General features: G+C 72.1%; 20 protein-coding genes and 1 pseudogene. 15 read left to right on the top strand and 6 right to left on the bottom strand.

What is annotated here, in order from left to right; translation table 11 throughout:
* Positions 1–3: 3 nt before the first annotated feature.
* Positions 4–1,194, top strand: a complete 1,191-nt coding sequence (locus ACZ7P3_RS31455) for an acyl-CoA dehydrogenase family protein (RefSeq protein ID WP_472086800.1) — start codon at positions 4–6, stop codon at positions 1,192–1,194.
* A 46-nt stretch (positions 1,195–1,240) separates the two neighbouring features.
* Here ACZ7P3_RS31455 and ACZ7P3_RS31450 read toward each other — a convergent pair whose 3' ends face one another.
* Entirely contained in the window at positions 1,241–1,678 is a 438-nt protein-coding gene (locus ACZ7P3_RS31450; protein WP_472086799.1) for a cell division protein SepF, read from the bottom strand.
* A gap of 311 nt (positions 1,679–1,989) precedes the next feature.
* Here ACZ7P3_RS31450 and ACZ7P3_RS31445 point away from each other — a divergent pair, with 311 nt between their 5' ends.
* On the top strand, positions 1,990–3,171 hold the full coding sequence (locus tag ACZ7P3_RS31445; protein ID WP_472086798.1) for a DUF5685 family protein: 1,182 nt from the start codon (positions 1,990–1,992) through the stop codon (positions 3,169–3,171).
* A 130-nt stretch (positions 3,172–3,301) separates the two neighbouring features.
* On the opposite strand, the gene ACZ7P3_RS31440 is transcribed toward ACZ7P3_RS31445, so the two are convergent.
* Positions 3,302–4,249, bottom strand: a complete 948-nt coding sequence (locus tag ACZ7P3_RS31440) for an ABC transporter substrate-binding protein (protein WP_472086796.1) — start codon at positions 4,247–4,249, stop codon at positions 3,302–3,304.
* Positions 4,250–4,712: 463 nt separating this feature from the next.
* On the opposite strand from ACZ7P3_RS31440, the gene ACZ7P3_RS31435 reads away from it, so the two are divergent.
* The 10 genes and pseudogenes from ACZ7P3_RS31435 to ACZ7P3_RS31390 all read left to right on the top strand — a co-directional run bounded on the left by ACZ7P3_RS31435 (position 4,713) and on the right by ACZ7P3_RS31390 (position 17,855).
* Positions 4,713–5,570, top strand: coding sequence for an amino acid ABC transporter permease (locus tag ACZ7P3_RS31435; protein ID WP_472086794.1), 858 nt, complete (start codon positions 4,713–4,715; stop codon positions 5,568–5,570).
* On the top strand, positions 5,567–7,324 hold the full coding sequence (locus tag ACZ7P3_RS31430; protein ID WP_472086792.1) for an FAD/NAD(P)-binding protein: 1,758 nt from the start codon (positions 5,567–5,569) through the stop codon (positions 7,322–7,324). The genes ACZ7P3_RS31435 and ACZ7P3_RS31430 overlap by 4 nt, the downstream gene beginning before the upstream one ends.
* Before the next feature lie 25 nt (positions 7,325–7,349).
* On the top strand, positions 7,350–8,111 hold the full coding sequence (locus tag ACZ7P3_RS31425) for an amino acid ABC transporter ATP-binding protein (protein WP_472086790.1): 762 nt from the start codon (positions 7,350–7,352) through the stop codon (positions 8,109–8,111).
* Positions 8,112–8,164: 53 nt separating this feature from the next.
* The gene (locus ACZ7P3_RS31420; RefSeq protein WP_472086872.1) at positions 8,165–9,244 is read left to right on the top strand and encodes an LLM class flavin-dependent oxidoreductase; all 1,080 of its coding nucleotides are present in this window, start codon (positions 8,165–8,167) and stop codon (positions 9,242–9,244) included.
* A gap of 245 nt (positions 9,245–9,489) precedes the next feature.
* Positions 9,490–9,738, top strand: a pseudogene (locus tag ACZ7P3_RS31415) (F420-dependent methylene-tetrahydromethanopterin reductase); the annotation flags it as partial.
* A gap of 22 nt (positions 9,739–9,760) precedes the next feature.
* On the top strand, positions 9,761–10,561 hold the full coding sequence (locus ACZ7P3_RS31410; protein ID WP_472086788.1) for a DUF1684 domain-containing protein: 801 nt from the start codon (positions 9,761–9,763) through the stop codon (positions 10,559–10,561).
* Positions 10,562–10,763: 202 nt separating this feature from the next.
* Positions 10,764–11,663 (top strand): S1 family peptidase, encoded by a 900-nt coding sequence (locus tag ACZ7P3_RS31405; protein WP_472086786.1) that lies wholly within the window; start codon positions 10,764–10,766, stop codon positions 11,661–11,663.
* A 477-nt stretch (positions 11,664–12,140) separates the two neighbouring features.
* Positions 12,141–13,223, top strand: coding sequence for a S1 family peptidase (locus ACZ7P3_RS31400; RefSeq protein WP_472086785.1), 1,083 nt, complete (start codon positions 12,141–12,143; stop codon positions 13,221–13,223).
* A gap of 229 nt (positions 13,224–13,452) precedes the next feature.
* Complete coding sequence (locus tag ACZ7P3_RS31395; protein WP_472086784.1) at positions 13,453–16,884, top strand: DNA polymerase III subunit alpha; 3,432 nt, start codon at positions 13,453–13,455, stop codon at positions 16,882–16,884.
* On the top strand, positions 16,881–17,855 hold the full coding sequence (locus ACZ7P3_RS31390) for a DNA polymerase Y family protein (RefSeq protein WP_472086783.1): 975 nt from the start codon (positions 16,881–16,883) through the stop codon (positions 17,853–17,855). Before ACZ7P3_RS31395 ends, ACZ7P3_RS31390 begins: the two co-directional genes overlap by 4 nt.
* 109 nt (positions 17,856–17,964) lie before the next feature.
* On the opposite strand, the gene ACZ7P3_RS31385 is transcribed toward ACZ7P3_RS31390, so the two are convergent.
* Positions 17,965–18,339, bottom strand: a complete 375-nt coding sequence (locus ACZ7P3_RS31385; protein ID WP_472086871.1) for a cupin domain-containing protein — start codon at positions 18,337–18,339, stop codon at positions 17,965–17,967.
* 87 nt (positions 18,340–18,426) lie between these two features.
* Here ACZ7P3_RS31385 and ACZ7P3_RS31380 point away from each other — a divergent pair, with 87 nt between their 5' ends.
* Positions 18,427–18,873 (top strand): MarR family winged helix-turn-helix transcriptional regulator, encoded by a 447-nt coding sequence (locus ACZ7P3_RS31380; protein WP_472086782.1) that lies wholly within the window; start codon positions 18,427–18,429, stop codon positions 18,871–18,873.
* A 169-nt stretch (positions 18,874–19,042) separates the two neighbouring features.
* Positions 19,043–19,903 (top strand): esterase/lipase family protein, encoded by an 861-nt coding sequence (locus tag ACZ7P3_RS31375; RefSeq protein WP_472086781.1) that lies wholly within the window; start codon positions 19,043–19,045, stop codon positions 19,901–19,903.
* Positions 19,904–20,041: 138 nt separating this feature from the next.
* Here ACZ7P3_RS31375 and ACZ7P3_RS31370 read toward each other — a convergent pair whose 3' ends face one another.
* Together ACZ7P3_RS31370 and ACZ7P3_RS31365 are read right to left on the bottom strand one after the other, a co-directional pair.
* The gene (locus ACZ7P3_RS31370) at positions 20,042–21,106 is read right to left on the bottom strand and encodes a lytic polysaccharide monooxygenase auxiliary activity family 9 protein (RefSeq protein WP_472086779.1); all 1,065 of its coding nucleotides are present in this window, start codon (positions 21,104–21,106) and stop codon (positions 20,042–20,044) included.
* A 146-nt stretch (positions 21,107–21,252) separates the two neighbouring features.
* The gene (locus tag ACZ7P3_RS31365) at positions 21,253–21,846 is read right to left on the bottom strand and encodes an SMI1/KNR4 family protein (RefSeq protein WP_472086777.1); all 594 of its coding nucleotides are present in this window, start codon (positions 21,844–21,846) and stop codon (positions 21,253–21,255) included.
* 169 nt (positions 21,847–22,015) lie between these two features.
* Between ACZ7P3_RS31365 and ACZ7P3_RS31360 the strand changes: the two genes are divergently transcribed.
* Positions 22,016–22,465, top strand: coding sequence for a GNAT family N-acetyltransferase (locus ACZ7P3_RS31360; protein WP_472086776.1), 450 nt, complete (start codon positions 22,016–22,018; stop codon positions 22,463–22,465).
* A 13-nt stretch (positions 22,466–22,478) separates the two neighbouring features.
* Here the strand turns inward: ACZ7P3_RS31360 and ACZ7P3_RS31355 are convergent, their stop codons facing one another.
* The gene (locus ACZ7P3_RS31355; RefSeq protein ID WP_472086774.1) at positions 22,479–22,613 is read right to left on the bottom strand and encodes a hypothetical protein; all 135 of its coding nucleotides are present in this window, start codon (positions 22,611–22,613) and stop codon (positions 22,479–22,481) included.
* Between the last annotated feature and the right edge of the window lie 224 nt (positions 22,614–22,837).

The raw sequence follows: 22,837 nt of genomic DNA, 5'->3' as shown, positions 1-22,837 counted from the left end.
TCCATGTCCGCGTCCGCGAAGTTGCCCCCGTTCGATGCCGCCGATCCGCTCGGGATCGACGACCTGCTGGACCCCGAGGACCTTGCCGTCCGGGACACCGTCCGCAGCTGGGCGGCCGACCGCGTCCTGCCGTACGTCGCCGACTGGTACGAGAAGGGCGAGCTGCCCGGCATCAGGGAACTCGCGCGTGAACTGGGCGCCATCGGCGCGCTCGGCATGTCCCTCACCGGGTACGGCTGCGCCGGTGCCACGGCCGTTCAGTACGGCCTCGCCTGTCTCGAGCTGGAGGCCGCCGACTCGGGCATCCGCTCCCTGGTCTCCGTGCAGGGCTCTCTCGCCATGTACGCGATCCACCGGTTCGGCAGCGAGGAGCAGAAGCGGGAGTGGCTGCCCCGCATGGCCGCCGGCGAGGTGATCGGCTGCTTCGGGCTCACCGAGCCCGACCACGGCTCGGACCCCGCCGCCATGCGCACCCACGCCAAGCGCGACGGCGACGACTGGGTGCTGAACGGCCGCAAGATGTGGATCACCAACGGGTCGGTGGCCGGGGTGGCCGTCGTCTGGGCGCAGACCGAGGACGGGATCCGCGGGTTCGTCGTACCGACCGGCCTGCCCGGCTTCTCGGCGCCCGAGATCAAGCACAAGTGGTCCCTGCGCGCCTCCGTGACCAGCGAACTCGTCCTGGACGACGTACGGCTGCCCGCCGCCGCCGTCCTTCCCGGGGTCACCGGTCTGCGCGGACCGCTCAGCTGTCTCTCGCACGCCCGCTACGGCATCGTCTGGGGCTCGATGGGCGCGGCGCGCAGCAGCTTCGAGACGGCCCTGGAGTACGCGAGGACGCGGGAGCAGTTCGGGCGGCCCATCGGCGGCTTCCAGCTCACCCAGGCCAAGCTCGCCGACATGGCGGTCGAACTGCACAAGGGGATCCTGCTCGCCCACCATCTGGGGCGGCGGATGGACGCCGGCCGCCTGCGCCCCGAGCAGGTCAGCTTCGGCAAGCTCAACAACGTCCGCGAGGCCATCGAGATCTGCCGTACGGCGCGGACGATCCTCGGTGCCAATGGGATCTCCCTCGAATACCCCGTCATGCGGCACGCGACCAACCTGGAGTCGGTGCTCACCTACGAGGGCACCGTCGAGATGCACCAGCTCGTGCTGGGCAAGGCGCTCACCGGGCTCGACGCCTTCCGCTGACCGCTCACCGCTCATGAGCGGGGCAGGGCCGGCGAGCGGCCCTGCCTCAGCTCTGGTTGAAGAAGCCGCCCTCGCGGTGGGCCGCCGGCTCACCGCTGACGATCTCCGTGTTCGAGGGCGTCAGCAGGAAGACACGGTTCGCGACCCGCTCGATCGTGCCCCGCAGGCCGAAGGTCAGTCCGGCGGCGAAGTCCACCACGCGCTTGGCGTCGGAGGGCTCCATCGCCGTGAGGTTCATGATGACCGGGACACCGTCCCGGAACAGCTCGCCGATGGCGCGGGCGTCCCGGAAACTGTCCGGGGTGACCGTGCCGATCCGGTGACCCTTCTCCTCGGCCGTGTCCGTGGCCACCTTCACCCGGGGGTCGGTGACCCATGCGTTCCCGGACTCGGTGCCCTCGGAGTAGTCGTCGTCGTAGTAGCGCTCGTCGTCGTTGTCGTCGACGAGGCCGAGCCACGCACTCGCCTTGCGTACCGATCCCATGGACGCCTCCTCTCACAGCGGTCCTTCTTGCTTCCGCATCCCTATGGTCATCCATGATGCGGACGGCGCGCCAAGCGGATAGACGCCGCGCGGGGGGTTTGTGACGGTACTGGTGCACAGACGATCCGTCGAGAGTCCTTGTGCCCCAAGGGTCGTGACTCATACGGCTGCTGACTGTGAGTGAAATATGATTGTCGTTGGCGGATGGGTGATGCACGGTGCGTCCGGGTGAACGCACGGGCTGATACGAGCTGACAGTCGGCCGATACGATGCCGCAGCTCAACGTCGCGGCACTCCACGGGGGATCATCATGTTCGGAATCGTCAGGCCGTGCACCCACCGGCTCACCGAGGGTCTCAAGACCGAGTGGATGGCGCACTTGTGCGGGTTGTGTCTCGCGTTGCGCCGGGATCACGGACAGTTCGCGCGCATCGTGACGAACTATGACGGGCTGCTCATATCGGTTCTGACGGATGCTCAGCTCGGCACGACGGGCGGATCCCGGCGGACGGCCGGTCCGTGCGCGCTGCGCGGGATGCGGACGGCGTCCGTCGCCCAGGGCGAGGGCGCGCGCCTCGCCGCCGCCGTCTCACTGGTGCTCGCCTCCGCCAAGGTGCGCGACCATGTCGCCGACCGGGACGGGCTGCTGGCCCACCGGCCGGTCGCGGCCGCGGCGCGCCGCGTCGCCGCGAGCTGGGGCCGGGCCGGGGCCCACAGCGGATCGGCGGTCGGGTTCGACACCGCCGTCCTGGTGGACGCCGTCGACCGGCAGACCGGCATCGAGACCCTCGCCGGGCCCGGCACGCCGATCCTGACGGTCACCGAGCCGACCGAGACGGCCACCGCGGCCGCCTTCGCGCACACCGCGGTGCTGGCCGGGCGGCCGGGCAACGCCGAGCCGCTGGCCGAGGCGGGCCGTCTCTTCGGCCGGCTCGCGCACCTCCTGGACGCCGTCGAGGACCAGCAGGCCGATGCCCTGTCGGGCGCCTGGAACCCGCTCACCGCCACGGGCACCTCCCTCGCGCAGGCCCGCAGGCTCGCCGACGACGCCCTGCACGGCATCCGGCTCGCCCTGCGGGAGGCCGAGTTCGCCGACGGCAGGCTCACCCATCTGCTGCTCGTGCACGAGCTGGGGCGTTCCGTGGACCGGGCGTTCGGCACACGCTCGTGCGGACACGCGCCCGAGGCCTCCTTCGGGCCGCCCCCGGGGCAGCACGCACCGGGGGCGCCGGGGCACCCGTACGGCACCCCCTTCGACGTCAAGCCGCCGCACCCGGACAAGCGGGGCTTCTGGGCCGGCTGCGCCGCCGCCCTCGGCCTGTGCTGCACCTGCAAGGTGTGCTGTGCCGACGAGTTCGAGGGCCCCTGGTCGCGCAAGAAGCGCGAGGGCTGCTGCGGCACCTGTGACTGCAACTGCGACTGGTCGTGCTGCGAGGCCTGCGAGTGCTGCGAGTGCTGTGAATGCTGCTCGTGCTGCGACTGCGGTCTGTGACCGCGCGGGTGGTGGCCGTGCGAGCGGTGACCGCGAGGGTTGTGGCCGTGCGAGCGGTGACCGCGAGGGTTGTGGCCGTGCGGGCGGTGATTACGCGGGTTTGCGGCCGTGCGGGCTGTGACCGCGCTCCTCAGTTCTTCCGTTCGGGCGGAGAGATCCGGGACTCGGTGACGGCCGAGCCCGTCGTGCCCCACTTCTTCAGGATCCGGTCGTACGTGCCGTCGGCGATCAGCCTGTTCACCGCCGCCTGGAAGGCCGGGGCCAGCTCGGTGCCCTTCTTGAAGGCGAAGCCGACGTCCAGACGGTGGTATGCGCCGAGGAACTTCAGGCCCTGCTGGTGGGCGACCGCGTAGCGCAGCCCGTTGATCGTGGACATCACGACATCGCTGCGGCCCTGCTGCACCGAGGACCAGATCGCGCTCGACTCGGCGTAGGTCTGCACCCGGTACGCCTTCTTGCCGGCCTCGGTGCACACGTGCTTGTTCTCCTCCAGGGTGGCCTCGAAGGTCGTGCCGGCGCCGGTCGCGACGTTCAGACCGCACAGCTGCCTCAGATCGGTGATCCGGGACAGCTTGCTGTCCTTGCGGGTGACGAAGCCCTGTCCGTCGTTGACGTAGGTGACGAAGTCGATCGTCCTGCGGCGCTCGTCGGTGACGCCGAAGTTGCTGGCGCCGACGTCGTACTTGCCGCTGTCCAGGGCGGGCAGGATCGCCTCGAAGCTCGCCTGCTCCACCTTCAGCCGGAGGCCGAGCACCCTGCCGACCGCCCGGGTGAAGTCGACGTCCTGGCCGGTCAGGGTCCTGCCGTCGGCGAGATAGGCGGTGCCGGGCGGGGTGCCGCCGACACTGACGGCGACGGTCAGGCTTCTGACCCCCGACGGCAGCAGCTTGGCGGCCGCCTCGTCCTTCCTCTCGGCGGAGACGACGTCCTTCGTGGGCACTTCGCCGGACTTCGCCGCGGCCCCGGCGGCGTCCGCCCCGCCCGGACCGCCGGACCCGGCGCCGCAGGCGGTGAGCAGCAGAGCGGCCGACGTGACGGCGGCAAGAGGTATGGCATGGCGACGGGCAGGCGTACGCATCGGACAGCGGTCTCCAGGGAGCAGAAAGGGTGCAGAGCGCGAGGGGAGGGGTGCGCGTGTGAAGGCATGTGCAGCCACGTCTGGGACGGCGTGTGCGGCGAAGGGAGAACGCGAGAACGCCCGCCGGACGGCGGGCGCCTGCAGGGGGGTCAGCTCAACAGGAGGAGGACCACACGCGACCGAAGTCGATGTGGGAGCGGGTGACCAGCCACTGCTGTGGATGCATGGGCCAAGTGGAACAGGCATACGGTTCCGCGTCAACCGAGTTGAGACGTACGGCTCACAGTGCGGACGGCCTTGACAGTGGACCGAAACGCCCACGTACTCTCGGTGGACGGCCCTGCTGAGGGGCTCGGCCGTGTCCGCGCCGCTCGGCGCACCCGTGTGAAGGCACCCACCGTGTTCGACCTTCCCCCGCGCCCGGCTCCGCCCGGGCGGGGGACTCCCATCACGGAGCCTTCGCATGTCATCCGACACCCTCGCCAAAGTCCCCGCCGCACCCCAGGTGCCCGAGCGTGCGGACGCCCTGACGATCGTCCCGCAGCGCCGTTTCGGCCAGTGGGCGGCCGCCGTCGCCGTCCTGGTGCTGCTCGGACTCGCCGTCAACTCGGTCCTGCGCAACCGGGCGTTCCAGTGGGACGTCGTCGCCGACCACTTCACCTCGGACTCCGTCCTGCGCGGACTGTGGCTCACGCTGTGGCTGACCGCGGTGGTGATGGTCCTCGGCTTTGCCCTCGGCACCCTGCTCGCGGCCTTCCGGCTGTCCGCCAACCCCGTGCTGCGGGCGGTCGGTTGGGGGTACGTCTGGCTGTTCCGGTCGATCCCGATCCTCGTGCAGCTGCTGCTGTGGTTCAACATCGGGGCGCTGTACCCGCAGGTCCTCGGGGTGAAGACCGTCGACCTGCTCAGCCCGGTCGCCGTCGCGATCGTCGGCCTCACCCTGCATGAGGCCGCCTACGCCGCCGAGGTGGTGCGCGGCGGCATCCTCTCCGTCGACCGCGGGCAGATAGAGGCCGCCCAGGCACTCGGGCTGAGCCGGTGGCGGCGATGGCGGCGGATCGTGCTGCCGCAGGCCATGCGCTCCATCGTGCCGCCCGCCGGGAACATGCTGATCGGCACCCTCAAGGGCACCTCGATCGTCAGCGTCATCGCCGTCGACGACCTGCTGTTCTCGGCCCAGTTGATCTACCACCGCACCTATCAGGTCATCCCGCTGCTGATGGTCGCCACCCTCTGGTACACCGTGGTCACCTCCGTGCTCGGCGTCGGCCAGTACTACGTCGAGAAGCACTACGCGCGCGGGACGGAGTCCGCCCGATGAGACCACAGCTGGTGATCGTGGGAGCCGGGCCGCGGGGGACCGGACTCCTCGAACGCATCGCCGCCAACGCGCCCGAGCTGTACGCCGCCCCGGGCCTGGACATCCATCTGGTCGACCCCCACCCGCCGGGCGGCGGACGCATCTGGCGCCAGGCGCAGTCGCCGCTGCTGTGGATGAACTCGCACGCCGAGGACGTCACCATGTTCACCGACGAGACGGTCACGATGGACGGCCCGGTGCACCAGGGCCCCACCCTGCACGAGTGGGCGGGCCTGGACGGCCGCACCTTCGCCGACCGGCAGATCCAGGGCCGCTATCTGCACTGGGTGTACGAGCGTGCCCGCGCCGGGCTGCCCCCGGGCATCACCGTCCACCACCACGCCCGGCGCGCCCTGCGCGTCGGCGGCCCGCGCCAGGGGCGCCAGCAGGTGTGGCTCGAGGGCCGGCCGCGCCCCCTCCTCGCCGACCTGGTCGTCCTCGCCCTCGGCCACCTCGACTCCGAACTCGACGCTCAGCAGGCCGAATTGGCGGCCTACGCCCGCGAGCACGGACTGGTCCACCTGCCGCCCGACTTCACCGCCGACAGCGACCTGTCCCCGCTGAAGGCCGGCGAAGCGGTCCTCGTGCGCGGCTTCGGACTGGCCTTCGTCGACCTGATGGTGCTGCTCACCGAGGGGCGGGGCGGGCGTTACGAGGGTGACGCCTACCTCCCCTCGGGCCGTGAACCGGTGCTGTACGTCGGCTCGCGGCGCGGAGTGCCGTACCACGCGAAGATCGGCTACGACTGGACCGGCCCCCGGCCCCCGCTGCCCCGCTTCTTCGGGCCCGCCGAGGTCGGGGAACTGCTGGCCCGGGCCGGCCGCCCCGACTTCCGGCGCGATGTGTGGCCGCTGGTGGAGAAGGAGCTGGGCTTCGCCCACTACCACCGCCTGTTCACCGCCCACGCCGAGCGCACGGCGATGGCGTGGACCGACTTCGAGGCGAAGTACGCGACCGCCGCCGGCCCCGCCGAGATCGGGGCGCTCGTCGCCGCCGCCGTACCGGACCCGGCCGACCGGCTCGACCTCGCCGCGCTCGACCATCCGCTCGACGGGGTGCGCCACGCCTCGCACGAGGAGTTCCAGAAGGGCCTGCGCGGCTATGTCGAGGGTGACCTGAGCCGCCGCCACGATCCCGATCACAGTGCCGACCTGGGCGTCTTCCTCGGCCTGCTGTCCGTCTACGGGCAGCTGGTGCGGCTCGGGGACATCGGCCCCTGGTGGCACGGCTTCTTCAGCTACCTGGCCTCCGGCCCGCCCGGCCCCCGGCTGCGGCAGATGCTCGCGCTCTCCCGGGCCGGCCTGCTGCGGTTCGTCGGAGCCGGCATGACCGTCACCGCCGACAACGGGGCGTTCCGCGCCGCCAGCCCGACCGTGCCGGGGTTCACCGTCCGGGCACGGGCACTGGTCGAGGCCCGGCTGCCCGAACCGACCGTGGCACGGGCCCGCGACACCCTGCTGCGGGAACTGCATGCCGAGGGGGCCGCCGAGACCCCCGAGGGCCTGCTGCGCGTCGACCCCGCCGACGGACGGATCCTCGACGGGGCCGGGCGTCCCCATCCGCGGCGCTTCGCGCTCGGCCCGTACACCGACGCCCGCGCCCCCGGCGCCTTCACCCGGCCGCGCACCGGCGGGCCCGCGTTCCGGCAGAACGACGCGACGGCGCGGGCCGCACTGCGGTTCCTGGCCGAACTCGCCCTCCGTGCAGCCGCATGACCCCCCGACCCCGAGGAATCCCACGATGAGCGTCATGGTCGACATCAGATCCGTCCACAAGAGCTTCGGCTCGCTCGAGGTCCTCAAGGGCATCGACCTGCAAGTGCGCACCGGTGAGGTCACCGTCGTCCTCGGCCCCTCCGGCTCCGGGAAGTCGACACTGCTGCGTACCGTCAACCACCTGGAGAAGGTGGACCACGGCGCGATCAGCGTGGACGGCACGCTGATCGGCTACCGGCGCTCCGGCGGCAAGCTGTACGAGCTGCCCGAGCGCGAGGTGCTGAAGCAGCGCACCCGGATCGGCTTCGTCTTCCAGAACTTCAACCTGTTCCCGCACCTGACCGTGCTGGAGAACGTCGTCGAGGCGCCGGTCTCGGCGTTGAAGCGGCCGCGCAGGGAGGCCGTCGAGACCGCGCGCCGGCTGCTGGAGCGGGTGGGGCTTGCGGACAGGGCCGGTGCCCGTCCCCGGCAGCTGTCCGGGGGCCAGCAGCAGAGGGTCGCCATCGCGCGGGCGCTCGCACTGGAGCCGAAGCTGCTGCTGTTCGACGAGCCGACCTCGGCGCTGGACCCCGAGCTGGTCGGTGAAGTCCTCGACGTCATCAGGGACCTGGCCGGCCAGGGCACGACGATGATCGTCGTCACGCACGAGATCGCCTTCGCCCGCGAGATCGCCGACACGGTGGTGTTCATGGCCGACGGGAGGATCGTCGAGCAGGGCCCGCCGAACGAGGTCCTCGACGCTCCGCGGGCGGAGCGGACCCGGGCGTTCCTGTCGAAGGTGCTGTGAGTGACGACCGGCATGTGCGGCCCGGCGGTGTGCTGCGGGCAGGGGGTGCCGACATGAGCGCGCGGCACGGGCGCGGCCTGCTGCATCTGGCCGCGGCCGTCGACCGGCCGGGCTCCTTCGGCGCCGCACCCTACGCCGAGCTGGTGCAGCTCGCCGAGCGCGGTGGGCTCGACTTCGTGACGCTGGACGACTCCTTCGCCCGGCCGGGGCCCGACGCGCTCGCCGTGCTGTCCAGCCTGGCCCCCGTCACCCGGCGGATCGGCCTGGTCCCGACCGTCACCACCACGTACACCGAACCCTTCCGGGTCCAGGCCGCCGTCGCCACCCTCGACTGGGCCAGCCACGGCCGGGCCGGCTGGCGGATCGGCGTGTCCGGCACCGAGGGCGAGGCCCGCCTCTTCGGCCGCCGGCGCACCGCCTCCCCGGACGCGCTGTGGGCGGAGGCGGCCGAAACGGCCGACCTGGCGGCGAAGCTCTGGGACGGCCGGGAGGACGGTGCCGGGGTCCGGGACCCGGCGACCGGCCGCTTCCTCGACCGGGCAGGGCTGCACCACGTCGACTTCACCGGTGCCGCCTTCTCCGTCAAGGGCCCCTCGACCGTGCCCCGGCCCCCGCAGGGCCACCCCGTCCGGGTGGTCGACGCCACCGAGAAACGGGCCGGGACCGTCGCGGCCCGGTACGCCGATGTGGCCCTGGTCCGCGCCGCCACCCCCGGCCAGGCCGCCGCCGTGCGCCGGCAACTGCGCCGCCGGGCCGAGGAGTCCGGCCGCGGCCCCGGCACCCTGCGGGTCCTGGTGAGCCTCCTCGTCGACCTCGGCGACGGCGAGCACGCGGCCGAGCCAGGGCACGGCGGGGGAGGGCCCCGGCCGACCGCGCGGGGCCCGCTGTACCGGGGCGGCCCCGTCGGCCTCGCGGAGCTGATCGCCGCCTGGCACGCGGAGGGCGCCACCGACGGCTTCCACCTCGTCCCCGTGGAACCGCGCCGTGACCTGGAGCGGCTCGTCAACGGCACGGTGGCGCTGCTCCAGCACCGCGGCCTGTTCCGCACCTTCTACCCGGGCAGCACCCTGCGCGAGCACCTGGGCCTCGCCCGGCCCGCCGACCGGTACGCCGTGACCGGGGGAACGTCATGACCGTACGGCGGACGGCGCACCTGGCGGCCCGGCTCCCCGCGGAAGGCCCGGCCGCGGTACGGACGGCCGCAGTACGGACGGCCGTGGTACGGACGGCCGCGGTACGGACGGGCCGGCGCCGCGGCCCACGGACCGTGTTCGCCTCCCTGGAACGGCCGGCGCGCACCGCCGAGCGCGGGCTGTTCGACTTCCTGCTGCTCTCCGGGGAGCCGGGGCTGTCCGGACACCGGGGACGCGTCCACGACCTCGACGCGGCCGGCCGGCAGTCGTTCGTCGGCACCCCGGAGGCCGTCGCCAGCGGCCTGTGGAGATACGGGTGCGAGGGCGCCGCCGACGGCTTCCTCCTCCTCCAGCACCACACACCCGGCTGCCTCGAGGAGTTCGTGGACCGGGTGGTGCCGCTGCTCCAGGAGCGCGGCGCGTTCCGCACGGAATACCGGGGCGCGACCCTGCGCTCCCACCTCGGGCTGCCCGGCCCGGCAGGGAACGGCTGAGCAGATGAAAGGACTCGATCGCATGACGACGGACGCACCGGACGCACCGGACGCACCGGACGCGTGGAAGCGGTGGCACGAGTACCGCGTGGAGACGGTCTCGGCGCCCTACGGACCGCTGGCGCTGATCGCCACCCACTGGGTCGAGGGCCATCCGGAGGGGCGACTTCCGGACATTCCCGGGACGTGGGTGGCCGATGGTGACGGGGTGGTGCTCACCGCCGCCGGGACCGACGGCCTGACCCTGGACCGCCGGCCCTTCTCCGGCCGGGTCCGGCTCGCCGCCGACAGCGGACCTGCGGCCGCCTCGCGGGTCGCGCTCGGCGAGAAGCGGCTGGTCGTACTGGTCCGCGAGGGCGTCTGGGGGGTGCGGGTCTACGACCCCGGCGCCCACGCCCGCCGCGCCTTCCGGGGCATCGAAGCCACCCCGTACACCCCGGGCTGGTCGGTGCCGGGGCGCTTCACGCCGTACGACGAGACGCGCACCGTGCGGGTGGGCAACGCGGACGGACGCGAGCGCGGCCTCGCCCTCTCGGGCGAACTCGCCTTCACCCTGGCCGGAAAGGAGCTGACGCTCCAGGTCGCGCAGCAGGGCGACGGCCGGTTGTGGGCGGTGTTCGCCGACACCACCAGCGGTGGCACCAGCTACCGCTTCCGGTTCCTCTTTCCGCAGGCTCCGGACGCCGAGGGCCGTACCACCGTCGACTTCAACCGCGCCCAGCTCCCGCCGTGCGCCTTCGCCGACCACTTCGTCTGCCCCTTCCCGCCGCCCGGCAATGGGCTGGACGTGGCGATCGCGGCGGGAGAGCGTGTGCTGAGTTGACGTCAGCGGGGGTTGTCTAAAGAGTGGTTCAAGGCTGCGGCCGAAAGGCACTCTTGTGCCGACCGGCCGTTCGGCCGAATACTCCCCCTCAGCGCTTGTCAGGGTGGTATGCGTGTTCGGACTTCCGGACCGGTCCCTGGCTGCGCCTCACGGGCCCCGACCCCCACGCGGGCCCCCGACTTCCCCTGGGAGGGAACGAAAAGTGAGGATCAAGCGCACCACTCCCCGCAGCGGCACCGCGAGACGGACCCGGCTGATCGCCGTGGCCACCGGCTTCCTGGCCGCGGCAGCGTTCGCCGCCCCCACCGCGAGCGCCAGCGACGACCACACGTTCAGCGCCAACCAGCTCACCCAGGCGAGTGATTCCGTCCTCAGGGCCGACATCGCCGGCACGGCCTGGGCCGTGGACAGCAAGACCAACCGGGTCGTCGTCACCGTCGACAGCACGGTCTCCAAGACCGCGATCGCCAAGATCAAGCAGCAGGCCGGCACCAACGCGGGCGCGCTGACCATCAAGCACACCCCCGGCAAGTTCAGGAAGCTGATCAGCGGCGGCGACGCCATCTACGGCGGCTCCTACCGCTGCTCGCTCGGCTTCAACGTGCACAGCGGCAGCACCTACTACTTCCTGACCGCCGGCCACTGCGGCCAGGTCGCCTCCACCTGGTACAGCAACTCCGGCCACAGCACCGTGCTGGGCACGAACGTCGGCTACAGCTTCCCGGGCAACGACTTCGCGCTGGTGCGCTACACCAACTCCTCGATCGCGCACCCGAGCGCGGTGGGCAGCCAGACCATCAGCAGCGCGGCCACCCCGTCCGTGGGGACGACCGTCTACCGCCGTGGTTCCACCACCGGTACGCACAGCGGCCGGGTCACCGGGCTGAACGCCACCGTCAACTACGGCAGCGGTGACATCGTCTACGGCCTGATCCAGACCACGGTGTGCGCGGAGGGCGGCGACAGCGGCGGCCCGCTCTACGGCGGCAGCGTGGCCTACGGCCTGACCTCCGGCGGCAGCGGCGACTGCAGCTCCGGCGGTACGACCTTCTTCCAGCCGGTCACCGAGGCGCTGAGCTACTACGGCGTGACCCTGCCCTGACGACGGGCACGGCCGACTCCGGCCCCCGCACGCAGTCCGCGTGCGGGGGCTTTCCCGTATCCGGGGACGGGACGGGGGCGGACGCGGGAACGGGGACGGGGGCGGAGTGGGGGGTGGGTGCGCGGGCGGGAATGAGGGTGAGGGTGAGGGTGAGGGTGAGGGTGAGGGCGGGCCGGGATCCGGGGGCAGAGGCCGGGGCGGCGTTGCAACAGCAGGGCCTGAGAGGTGATTTCCGGCCATGGGCAACGGTCACTGTCCGCCGATGGGTTACTCGCGCGTAGTGTTTGCAGTGCGAATTCTCTGGGGTGACTGTCCCCGGTCAAGCGGAGGGGGCGTACGGGGCTCGCCGTGCGCGCGTCCTGAAGTCGACCTTGTGTGCTCCCTGTGCGGTTCGGAAGAGTGGGCGCCCGTCAACCAGCCTTCCGGTCCGCGAGGTCCCCACAACCTCCGGGCCGACCCCCCACAGGAGGACGCGAGTTGAAGCACCGACGCATATCCGGGCGGCGGGCCGCACTGGCCGGTGCGGGAATCGCCGCACTGGTCGCCGCGGGTGTCACCTTCCAGACTGCGAACGCCAGCGAACCCTCGAAGTCCGCTCCGGAGCCGCAGCTTCTGTCGGCCCCGGCGGCCGGAAAGCTCGCCTCGACGCTCGTCAAGGGCCTCGGGTCCGACGCGGCGGGCAGCTACTACGACGCCCGGGCGAAGAGTCTCGTCGTCAACGTACTGGACGCCAACGCGGCGAAAACCGTCCGGGCGGCCGGCGCCAAGGCCAGAATCGTCGCCCACTCCCTCGCCGAACTCGACGGTGCGCGGGCGACCCTGAAGACGCACGCGACCATCCCCGGCACCTCGTGGGCGACCGACCCGGTCACCGACAAGGTCGTCGTCACCGCCGACAGGACGGTGTCCGGCGCGGAGTGGGCGAAGCTCGGCCAGGTGGTCGACGGGCTCGGGACCAAGGCCGAACTGAAACGCTCGAAGGGGGAGTTCAAGCCCTTCATCGCCGGCGGCGACGCGATCTCCGGATCGGGCGGGCGCTGCTCGCTCGGCTTCAACGTGGTCAAGGGCGGGCAGCCGTACTTCCTGACCGCGGGCCACTGCACCGACGCCATCTCCAGCTGGTCGGACTCCTCCGGCAACGTCATCGGGAAGAACGACCAGTCCAGCTTCCCGGGCAACGACTTCGGTCTGGTCAAGTACACCTCGGACACCGAGCACCCCAGCGAGGTCGACCTCTACAACGGCTCGGCCCAGCAGATCACCGGCGCGGCCGAGGCCACCGTCGGCATGAAGGTCACCCGCAGCGGCTCGACCACCCATGTGCACGACGGCACGGTCACCGGGCTGAACGCCACCGTCAACTACTCGGAGGGCACGGTCAGCGGTCTGATCCAGACCGACGTCTGCGCCGAGCCCGGTGACAGCGGCGGCTCGCTCTTCTCGGGCAGCAACGCGGTCGGGCTGACCTCGGGGGGCAGCGGTGACTGCACCTCCGGCGGGGAGACCTTCTTCCAGCCCGTCACCGAGGCGCTGTCGGCCACGGGGACCCAGATCGGCTGACCGCCCGCCCGTACGCGTTCCGTGGAGTCCCGCCCCCGTGTGTGAGGGGGCGGGACTTCACGGTTCCGTGCGCGGGCCCGCCCCTCCCCCGGGGGCCGGGCGGGAGGGTGTTTGTGCAGGTGGGAGGCGCTCGAATGGATGTCGCACACTTGTTCGGGAATGAGGGTATGGTGGGGGTGGGAACAGATGTTCGAGAGTCGTTCGGGGCTCACGAGTACGGGAGGTGCGTGTGCCGGGCTTCGCGCATCTGCACACCGTCTCCGGGTTCTCCCTGCGCTACGGCGCCTCGCACCCGGAGCGGCTTGCCGAGCGCGCCTCGGAGCGGGGCATGGACGCCCTCGCCCTCACCGACCGCGACACCCTCGCCGGCACGGTCCGCTTCGCCAAGGCGTGCGCCGCGGCGGGCGTCCGTCCGCTGTTCGGTGCCGATCTGGCGGTGACCGGGCCGGAGACGGTACGGCGTGAGCGACGGCGTGCCCCGGTGCGCGGTGGTGCCTTCATCGATGAGTCGACACCCCGGGTGACCTTTCTCGCCCGGGACGGCGCCCGCGGCTGGGCCGACCTGTGCCGGCTCGTCACGGCGGCACACGGCGGTACGGGTGCGCCTTTGCTGCCCTGGGCCGACAGCCGCGGTGACGGCCTGACCGTGCTGCTCGGACCCGGTTCCGACGTGGGGCGCGCCCTGGCCGCGGGACGCCCCGACCGGGCCGCCCGGCTGCTCGTGCCCTGGCGCGAGGTCTACGGCGACGCGCTGCGCCTGGAGGTCGTCTGGCACGGCCGGAACGGTACGGGGTCCGGCTCCCTGCGGCTGGCCGCCCGCACCGTCGGCTTCGCCGCCGAGCAGCGGATCCGGCCGGTGCTCAGCAATGCCGTCCGCTATGCCGACCCCGGCCAGGGGGAGGTCGCCGATGTGCTGGACGCCGCCCGCCGGCTGGTTCCGATCGACCCCCGCAAGGAACTGGACTCCGGCGCGGCCTGGCTGAAGGACGCGCAGGCCATGCTGCGGGTCGCCGAGCGGGTGGTGGAGGCGGCCGGCTACCGGCGGGACACCGCCCATCGGCTGCTGGAGCAGACCCGGGCCACGGCCGCCGAGTGCCTCGTCGACCCCGAGGACGACCTCGGTATCGGCACCGTCCACTTTCCCGAGCCGCACCTCGTCGGCGCCGGCCGCCGTACCGCCCAGCGGGCGCTCGCCTCGCGGGCGGCCGCCGGCATGGTGCTGTACGGCTACGCCGGCCGGCGTGTCTACTGGGAGCGGATGCACCGTGAGCTGGACATCATCGCCCATCACGGTTTCGCCTCCTACTTCCTGACGGTCGCTCAAGTCGTGGACGACGTGCGGGAGATGGGCATCCGGGTGGCCGCGCGCGGTTCCGGCGCGGGCTGTCTCGTCAACCACCTCCTCGGCATCGCGCACGCCGATCCGGTCGAGCACGGGCTGCTGATGGAGCGCTTCCTGTCGAAGGAGCGGGTCGTGCTGCCCGACATCGACATCGACGTGGAGTCCGCGCGCCGCCTCGAGGTCTACCGGGCGATCATCGGCCGGTTCGGCACCGAGCGGGTCGCGACCGTCTCCATGCCGGAGACCTACCGGGTCCGGCATGCCGTCCGTGACGTCGGGGCCGCCCTGTCCATGGATCCGGCCGACATCGACCGCATCGCCAAGTCCTTCCCGCACATCCGGGCACGGGACGCCCGCGCGGCCCTGGAGGAGCTGCCCGAGCTGCGCCGGCTCGCGGGGGAGAAGGAGCGCTACGGCAAGCTGTGGGAGCTGGTCGAGGCCCTCGACGCCCTGCCGCGCGGAGTCGCCATGCACCCGTGCGGGGTGCTGCTCTCCGACGCCTCCCTGCTCGCCCGTACGCCGGTGGTGCCGACCAGCGGCGAGGGGCTGCCGATGTCGCAGTTCGACAAGGAGGACGTGGAGGACCTCGGGCTGCTCAAGCTGGACGTGCTGGGGGTGCGGATGCAGTCGGCGATGGCGCACGCGGTCGGGGAGGTGGAGCGGGTGACGGGGGAGCGGATCGACCTGGATGCCCTGCCGCCGGGCGATCCGGCGACCTACCGGCTCATCCGGTCCGCCGAGACGCTCGGCTGTTTCCAGATCGAGTCGCCGGGCCAGCGGGATCTGGTGGGGCGGCTCCAGCCGGCCACCTTCCATGACCTGGTCGTCGACATCTCCCTCTTCCGGCCGGGGCCGGTCGCCGCCGACATGGTGCGGCCCTTCATCGAGGCGCGGCACGGGCGGGCGCCGGTGCGCTTTCCGCATCCGGACCTGGAGCGGCCGCTGAAGGAGACGTACGGGGTCGTCGTCTTCCACGAGCAGGTCATCGACATCGTCGCCATCATGACCGGTTGCGGGCGCGGTGAGGCGGACCGCGTGCGGCGCGGGCTGTCCGATCCGGAGTCACAGGGGCGGATCAGGGTGTGGTTCGCGCAGCACGCGGCGGCGAACGGATATGGCGCGGAAACGATTCAGCGGACCTGGGAGATCGTCGAGGCCTTCGGGTCGTACGGCTTCTGCAAGGCGCATGCGGTCGCCTTCGCCGTGCCGACCTACCAGTCGGCCTGGCTGAAGGTCCATCACCCGGCCGCCTTCTACGCCGGGCTGCTCACGCACGACCCCGGGATGTACCCGAAGCGGCTGCTGCTGGCGGACGCGCGCCGGCGCGGGGTGCCGATCCTGCCGCTGGACGTGAACGTGTCCGGGGTCGCCCATCGGATCGAACTGGTGTCTGAATCTCCTGAGGTCCGAGGGCTTCGGCTGGCCCTGTCCGACGTGCACGGCATCAGCGAGGCCGAGGCGGCGCGGATCGCTCACGGACAGCCGTATGCCTCGCTGCTCGACTTCTGGGAGCGGGCCCGGCCGAGCCGTCCGCTGGCCCAGAGGCTCGCTCAGGTGGGCGCGTTGGACGCCTTCGGGGACAACCGCCGTGATCTGCAACTGCACCTGGCCGAGCTGCAGCGGGGCGCCCGGGGCGCCGGTGGCGGCCAGCTCCCCCTGGCGGGCGGACGGAAGACGGCGTCCGCCGGGCTGCCCGACCTCACCCCGGCGGAGCGGCTCAGCGCCGAGCTGGGGGTGCTGTCCATGGACGCCTCGCGCAATCTGATGGACGACCACCGGGAGTTCCTGACGGAGCTGGGCGTGGTCCCGGCACGCCGGCTGCGCGAGGCCCGGCACGGGGAGACCGTGCTGGTCGCGGGCGCCAAGGCGGCCACCCAGACCCCGCCGGTCCGCTCCGGCAAGCGGGTCATCTTCAGCACGCTGGACGACGGTACGGGCCTGGTCGATCTCGCCTTCTTCGACGACTCCCACGACGCCTGCGCGCACACCGTCTTCCACTCCTGGCTGCTGCTGGTGCGCGGAGTGGTGCAGCGGCGCGGTCCGCGCAGCCTGAGCGTGGTGGGCTCCGCCGCCTGGAACCTGGCCGAACTGGTCGAACTGCGCGCCGGGGGCGGCCTGGACGAGGTGGCCGCCCGGCTGGCCGAGCCCGTCCCGGGGCGGCCGGACGGGGAGGACCCTACGGGCGGCCGCCGGATCCGTCTGCCGACCGGATACGAGATGCACCCGTGGGCCGACCTGCGGCCCGCGGGCCAGGAGGCCTCACAAGGGCCTTCGACGGTAAGGAAGTTGTGGCACCAGAGTCCGGGGAGTGCGGGATGACCATCCTCTGCGTACGTTTCCAGCTGCCGCCGATGTACGAGGCGGCCCTGCCCGGGCTGCTCGGGCTGCTGGAGGAGTTCACCCCGGTCGTGGAGGCGCTGCCCCCGGACGGGGCGCTGGCCGATCTCCGGGGCGCCGAGCGCTACTTCGGGCGCAGCGCCGTGGAGCTGGCCTCGGTGATCCGGGTCCGCGCCCTCGCGCTGTACGGCGTCGACTGCGTGATCGGTGCCGGGCCGGGACCGATGCTGGCCCGCGTGGCGCTGCGCGACGCCCGTCCCGGGGTGACCTGCGCCGTACCCGGGGAGCCCGGTGCCGTCGCGGGGTTCCTCGCCGGCCGGCCCGTGTCCGCACTGCCCGGCGTCGGCACGGCGACCGCCCGCACCCTGTGCGAGTACGGCCTGGACACCCTGGGTCTGGTCGCCGCCGCACCGCTGTCCACGCTCCAGCGGCTGATCGGCGCGAAGGCGGGCCGCGAACTGCGCGAGAAGGCGAACGGCATCGACCGCGCCCGGGTCGTCCCGAACGCCGTCTCCCGCTCCCTCGCCGCCGAACGCCCCTTCGGACTGGACGAGGTGGACCCGGACCGGCACCGCCGTGCCCTGCTGTCGGCCGCCGAGGAGATCGGCGCCCGGCTGCGCGCGGTGCAGAAGGTCTGCCGCACCCTGACCCTGACCGTGCGCTACGCCGACCGCTCCTCGACCACCCGCAGCCGCACCCTCAAGGAGCCGACCGCGCACTCGGCGGCCCTCACCAAGGAGGCCTACGGCATGTACGAGGCGCTCGGCCTCCAGCGCGCCCGGGTCCGTGCGCTCGTGCTGCGCGCCGAGGGTCTGGCCCCCGCCGACCGGGCCTCCCACCAGCTCACCTTCGATCCCGTGGACGAGAAGGTCCGCCGGATCGAGGAGGTCGCGGACCGCGCGCGGGCCAAGTTCGGGCCGCGCGCGGTGATGCCGGGGAGGCTGGCCGCGTGAGGGTGGGGAGGCCGGTCGTGTGAGAGTGGGGAGGCCCGGTCGTGTGATGCCGGAGAGGCCGGCCGCGTGAGGGCGGGCGAAGCCGTCCGCTCCGGGGTGCGGGCCGGGGTCAGTTGGCCCACGGCGGGGTGATGCGCGTGCCGTCGGCCAGCTCCGCCGTGAGGCCGACGGAGGTGGTGACCCAGGAGATCGCGGTGTGGCCGGTGGGGTTCTCGACGGTCAGGGTCGCGCCGGGGTTGACGATCACCGTGTCGCCGGCGGAGATCCGCTCGGTCCGGCCGTCGAGCGTGATCAGCAGATCGCCGACGAGCAGGTGGAATATCTCCTCCCGGCCGACGGTGTGAGCGGGGGCCCTGGTGCCCGCGGGGATCTCTCCACGCCAGGCGCACAACTCCTTGCTGCCGGTGCCGGGATTGGCGTACGCGACGAAGCGGGCGCCGTGGATCTCGTGGGTCACGGCTTCGGACGAGCGGACGACGGGCATGGCGGTGATCTCCGTTCGTGTGGTCAAGCTGCTTGACTATATGGTCAAGCTACTTGACCAGTGCGTCAAGGGTGTTTCAATGCCTCCGTGCAGAACTCCGAAGCCATGGCCCTGTCCGCCGCCCTGCTCGCCGTCGCGGGCGACCTCACGCAACGCATCCATGCCGGCGTCGTGGCCCGCGGTTTCACGGACATGAGGCCGGCCCATGGCTTCGCCTTCGCGCGGCTCGCCCCGGACGGGGCCACGGCCACCGATCTCGCCGCGCACCTCGGGGTGACCAAGCAGGCGGCGAGTCAGCTGGTCGACGAGATCGTCCGCAAGGGATACGCCGAGCGGCGCCCGCATCCCGAGGACGCCCGGGCCCGGCTGGTCGTGCTCACCGAACGGGGGTGGGCCTGCACCCGGGCCGCCGAGGAGGCGGCGGCCGAGGTCGTGGCGGCGTGGACCGAGCTGCTCGGCGAGGGTGAAGTGTATGCGTTGCGGGAGCGTTTGGCGCGGATCGTGCCGTACGGTCCGATCAAGCCTGCCTGGTGACGGTCCGTCGGCTGTCGCAGGGGCGTCGGTTACCACTGGAAGTTTTTACTGGCGCGTAACTTCACATCTGCACTACTCGCCCGTAACTTGACGAGTGAACAGCATCCTCGTGATCCGGATCACAGGGTTAGGCCGTCACACCTCCCTTGAGCCGCAAGGAGATCACCCGATGCTGCCCTGGAAGCGAGTGTTCAGACCCCTCGCAGCGCTGCTTCTGACCGCCGCCGTTGCCGCCGTCCCCGCCGCCACCGCCCATGCCGCCACCGCCCCCAGCAGCGGTTGGAACGACTGGTCGTGCAAGCCCTCCGCCGCCCATCCCCGCCCGGTCGTCCTGGTCCACGGCACCCTGGGCAACTCCGTCGACAACTGGCTCTCCCTCGCCCCGTATCTGAAGGACCGCGGATACTGCGTCTACTCCCTCGACTACGGCCAGCTGCCCGGCGTCCCGCTCTTCTACGGCCTCGGCCCCATCGACAAGTCGGCCGGGCAGCTGTCCACCTTCGTCGACAAAGTACTCAGCGCGACGGGAACCGCCAAGGCCGACCTGGTCGGCCACTCCCAGGGCGGCATGATGCCCCGCTACTACCTCAAGTTCCTCGGCGGAGCAGCCAAGGTGAACGCCCTCGTCGGCCTCGCACCCGACAACCACGGCACCGACCTGGACGGCCTCACCAACCTGCTGCCGTACTTCCCCGGCGCCGCGGACCTGATCAAGGCCACCACCCCCGGCCTCGCCGACCAGATCACCGGATCCGCCTTCCTCACCAAGCTCAACGCGGGCGGCGACACCGTCCCCGGAGTGCACTACACGGTCATCGCCACCAAGTACGACGAGGTGGCCACGCCCTGGCGCAACCAGTACCTGAGCGGCTCGGACGTCCACAACGTCCTGCTCCAGGACCTGTGCCCGCTCGACCTGTCCGAGCACGTGGCGATCGGCCTGTTCGACCGCATCGCCTTCCACGAGGTGGCCAACGCGCTCGACCCGGCCCACGCGACCGCCACCACCTGCGCGTCGGCCCTGAGCTGACGCGCCGCCGGGGCCTGTCCGACCTGAGCCGCCGGACAGGCCCCGGAGTCCTGGTTCCCGGGCAGGTCCCGGAGTCCCTGGTTCCCGGGCAGGCCCGGAGTCCCTGGTTCGTTCCTGGGCGGGCCCCGTAGTCCTGGTTCAGCGCCCGTGCCGGCCGCCCGCGGCATGCCGGCGCACCGACATGAACAGCGCCGCCGAACCGAGTGCCAGTGCCGCCGCCCCGCCGACCGCGAGGTACGGGGTGCTGCCGTCACCGCCGGTCTCGGCGAGGTTCCCGGAGGCACCGGCGGCCTTCGGCCCGTTCGCCGGGGCGCCGGCCGCGGCCGGCGCCGTCGGTTCGGCGGACGTGCTCGCGTCGTCGTCGCCGTGGCCGTGGTGCTCGATGGTCGACTTGTCGGCACCGGCCTCGATCTGCTCGTCGGAGGGCGCGGAGGCCGTCGGGGCGGCGCCGCCCCCGCCTCCCGCACCGTTCCCGCCGCCCGTGCCGCCCCCGCCTCCTGCGTTGTTCCCGCCGCCCGTGCCGCCGCCGGTGCCGCCGCCGGTGCCCCCGCCTCCCGTGCCGCTGCCGCCGCCGAACGTGACGTCCGAGCAGGAGTAGAACGCCTCCGGGCTGTCCGAGCGCTGCCAGACCGCGTACAGCACCTGCCTGCCGGAACGCTCGGGCAGTGTGCCGGAGAACGTGTAGAAGCCGCCCGCGGCGACCGGGTCGGCGGCCGTCGCGACCGGGTGCTCCAGGTCCAGGTCCCCCCAGGCCAGCGGCTTCGCCGGGTCGTAGCCGGACTTGGTGACGTAGACCTTGAACGTGCCCTTGTGCGGCGCGGTCACGCGGTACTTGAAGGTGTACGAGCCGCTCCGCACGCCCGTCGCCGGCCAGTCCGCGCGGGCCAGGTCGAGCCCCTTGAACTCCTCGCTGTTCGCGCTGCACAGCTTGCCGTCCGGGATCAGCTTCTGGTGCTGTCCGGCGGCGTCGCCGATACGGATGCCGTTCCAGTCGTAGAGCGCCTGCGTGCCGCCGGCCGCGACCGCCGCCCTGCACGCGGCCGACCTGGGGCTCTCGGGGCCCTCCGCGTAGCACTGCGACACCCTGCTGACCGGGTCGCCCATCGAACCGTGCGCGGCGGCGGGCGCGGCGCCGAGCGCGGTCAGGGCGAGCGACGTGGTGCCGAGGGCGGCGAGGACGGCGGCCGTGCGGCGTACGGGCATGGGGGAACTCCTCGGAACGGTCCTCGGGGTGGGCTGAATCCCGTGGGGGGCGATCAGAAGCTAGCCCCGAGAAACCGCGAAATCCCCTGCTGAGAGCCCCCGGAGGAGATCCTTATGGTCGGCTTAAGACGGGGCTAACCGGAGGCTCAGGAAGAGGGGTCGGGCCCCAGTTGCTCCTGAGCGGCCAGCCACGCCGAGTACCAGTCCCGGAAGTCCGGTCCTGGAGTCAATCCGCCCCAACCACGGTCGTCGAGCCACACTTGGCCGGCGTTCCTTCCCGTGATGACCAGACGGGAGAACGTGCCGCAGCCGCACTCCCCGATGACCAGACTCCCCTTCACCGAGTAGCCGGCGTTGCCCTTCCTGCCGGGACCGGGCCACACCCCGGTGTGCGGAAACGGCGTTGACAGGAAGTCCGCGCCGAGGCTCTCCTCCCGAAGGTCGTACAGAGCCTCTTCATCGTCCAGTTCCTCCGTGAGGCCCACGAGCCCGTGGTCGGGTCCTGCTCCTCCGTCGGCGACATCCTTGAGGAAGCTTCGATAGGAGTCGGGGAGCCTGACGTCGTGCCGCCGCTCGAACGACCGGATCGTGTCCTCTGCCAGGGGAGGCCGCAGTCGATATCCATGGTGTGAGGACCCGAAGCGCCGACGCTCGGGATCCTCTTGGGCCATGGCGGCGACACGGGCACGCACCCGGGCGCCGTCCCAGACGTTCCCGCTGTCGGAGTCGTTACGGTTCACGCCGGTACAGTACTGGCGTTCCGGCGTCTCACAGCGCCTGGACCAGCGTCCTGGCCTGGCCGGACCGGGGGCTGCCGGGGCGGTGTCGGCCGAGCGGACGGGTCCTTCGGGTCCTTGTGGCCGGCTCATGGGAGGGCTCGGGCCGGTATCGGGCGGTTACCGTTCGTGTGTGAACGACATTCTGATCCGGGCGGCGACCGCGGGTGATGCTCCAGCCGTGCGGGCCGTCACCGACGCCGCCTACCGCCCCTACGTCGAGCGCATCGGCGTGGTGCCGCAGCCCATGGAGGCGGACCACGCGGCGGACGTGGCCCGGGGCAGGGTGTTCGTGACCGGCGAGCCCGTGACCGGCCTGGTCGTGATCGAGGCGCACCCGGACCACCTCTTCCTCGACAGCATCGCCGTCCACCCCGATGCCCACGGCCGGGGCATCGGGGGCCGGCTGCTGCGGTTCGTGGACGCACGCGCCCGTGAGCTGGGACTTCCCGAGGTCAGGCTCTACACCAACGCGCTGATGTGGGAGAACCGGAAGATCTACCCGAAGTACGGATACGAGGTGCTGGAGCGCCGTGTCGACGGCCCCTACGACCGGATCCACTCCCGCAAGCGGCTGGACTGACGGGCTGCGGGCGTCAGCCGTCCGGCCACCAGGTGCGTGCGATGTCCTTGCGCACCTCAGGACGGCCGGAGGCGGGCTTCTCCGCCTCGTCGCGGATCCGGCGGCTGTCCGTCCTCTTCAGGGGCTTCTGCACGGTCATGCGGCGCATGGCTGCCTCCTTCAGCGCCTACCGGGTTCCGCGTTCGTCACGGAGGTAGACCCTTTCGGCGAGAGTTCCTCATCGGCGGCGGTCTGTCAGTGGCGGGTGTCACGTCGGGACTGTCGGTGGCGGGGTGTCACTCTCCGGGGCGAGCGGGCCCGGGTGCAGCCCGCCGGACGCGACGCGGTGATCCTGCACGGGACGCCGCGCCCCGCCGGTGGGGGAGCAGCGCT

Source organism: Streptomyces sp. NPDC107581 (genome assembly GCF_055657175.1).
The sequence above is the reverse complement of the archived record's forward strand: the minus strand, read 5'-3'. Positions and strand labels throughout refer to the sequence as shown.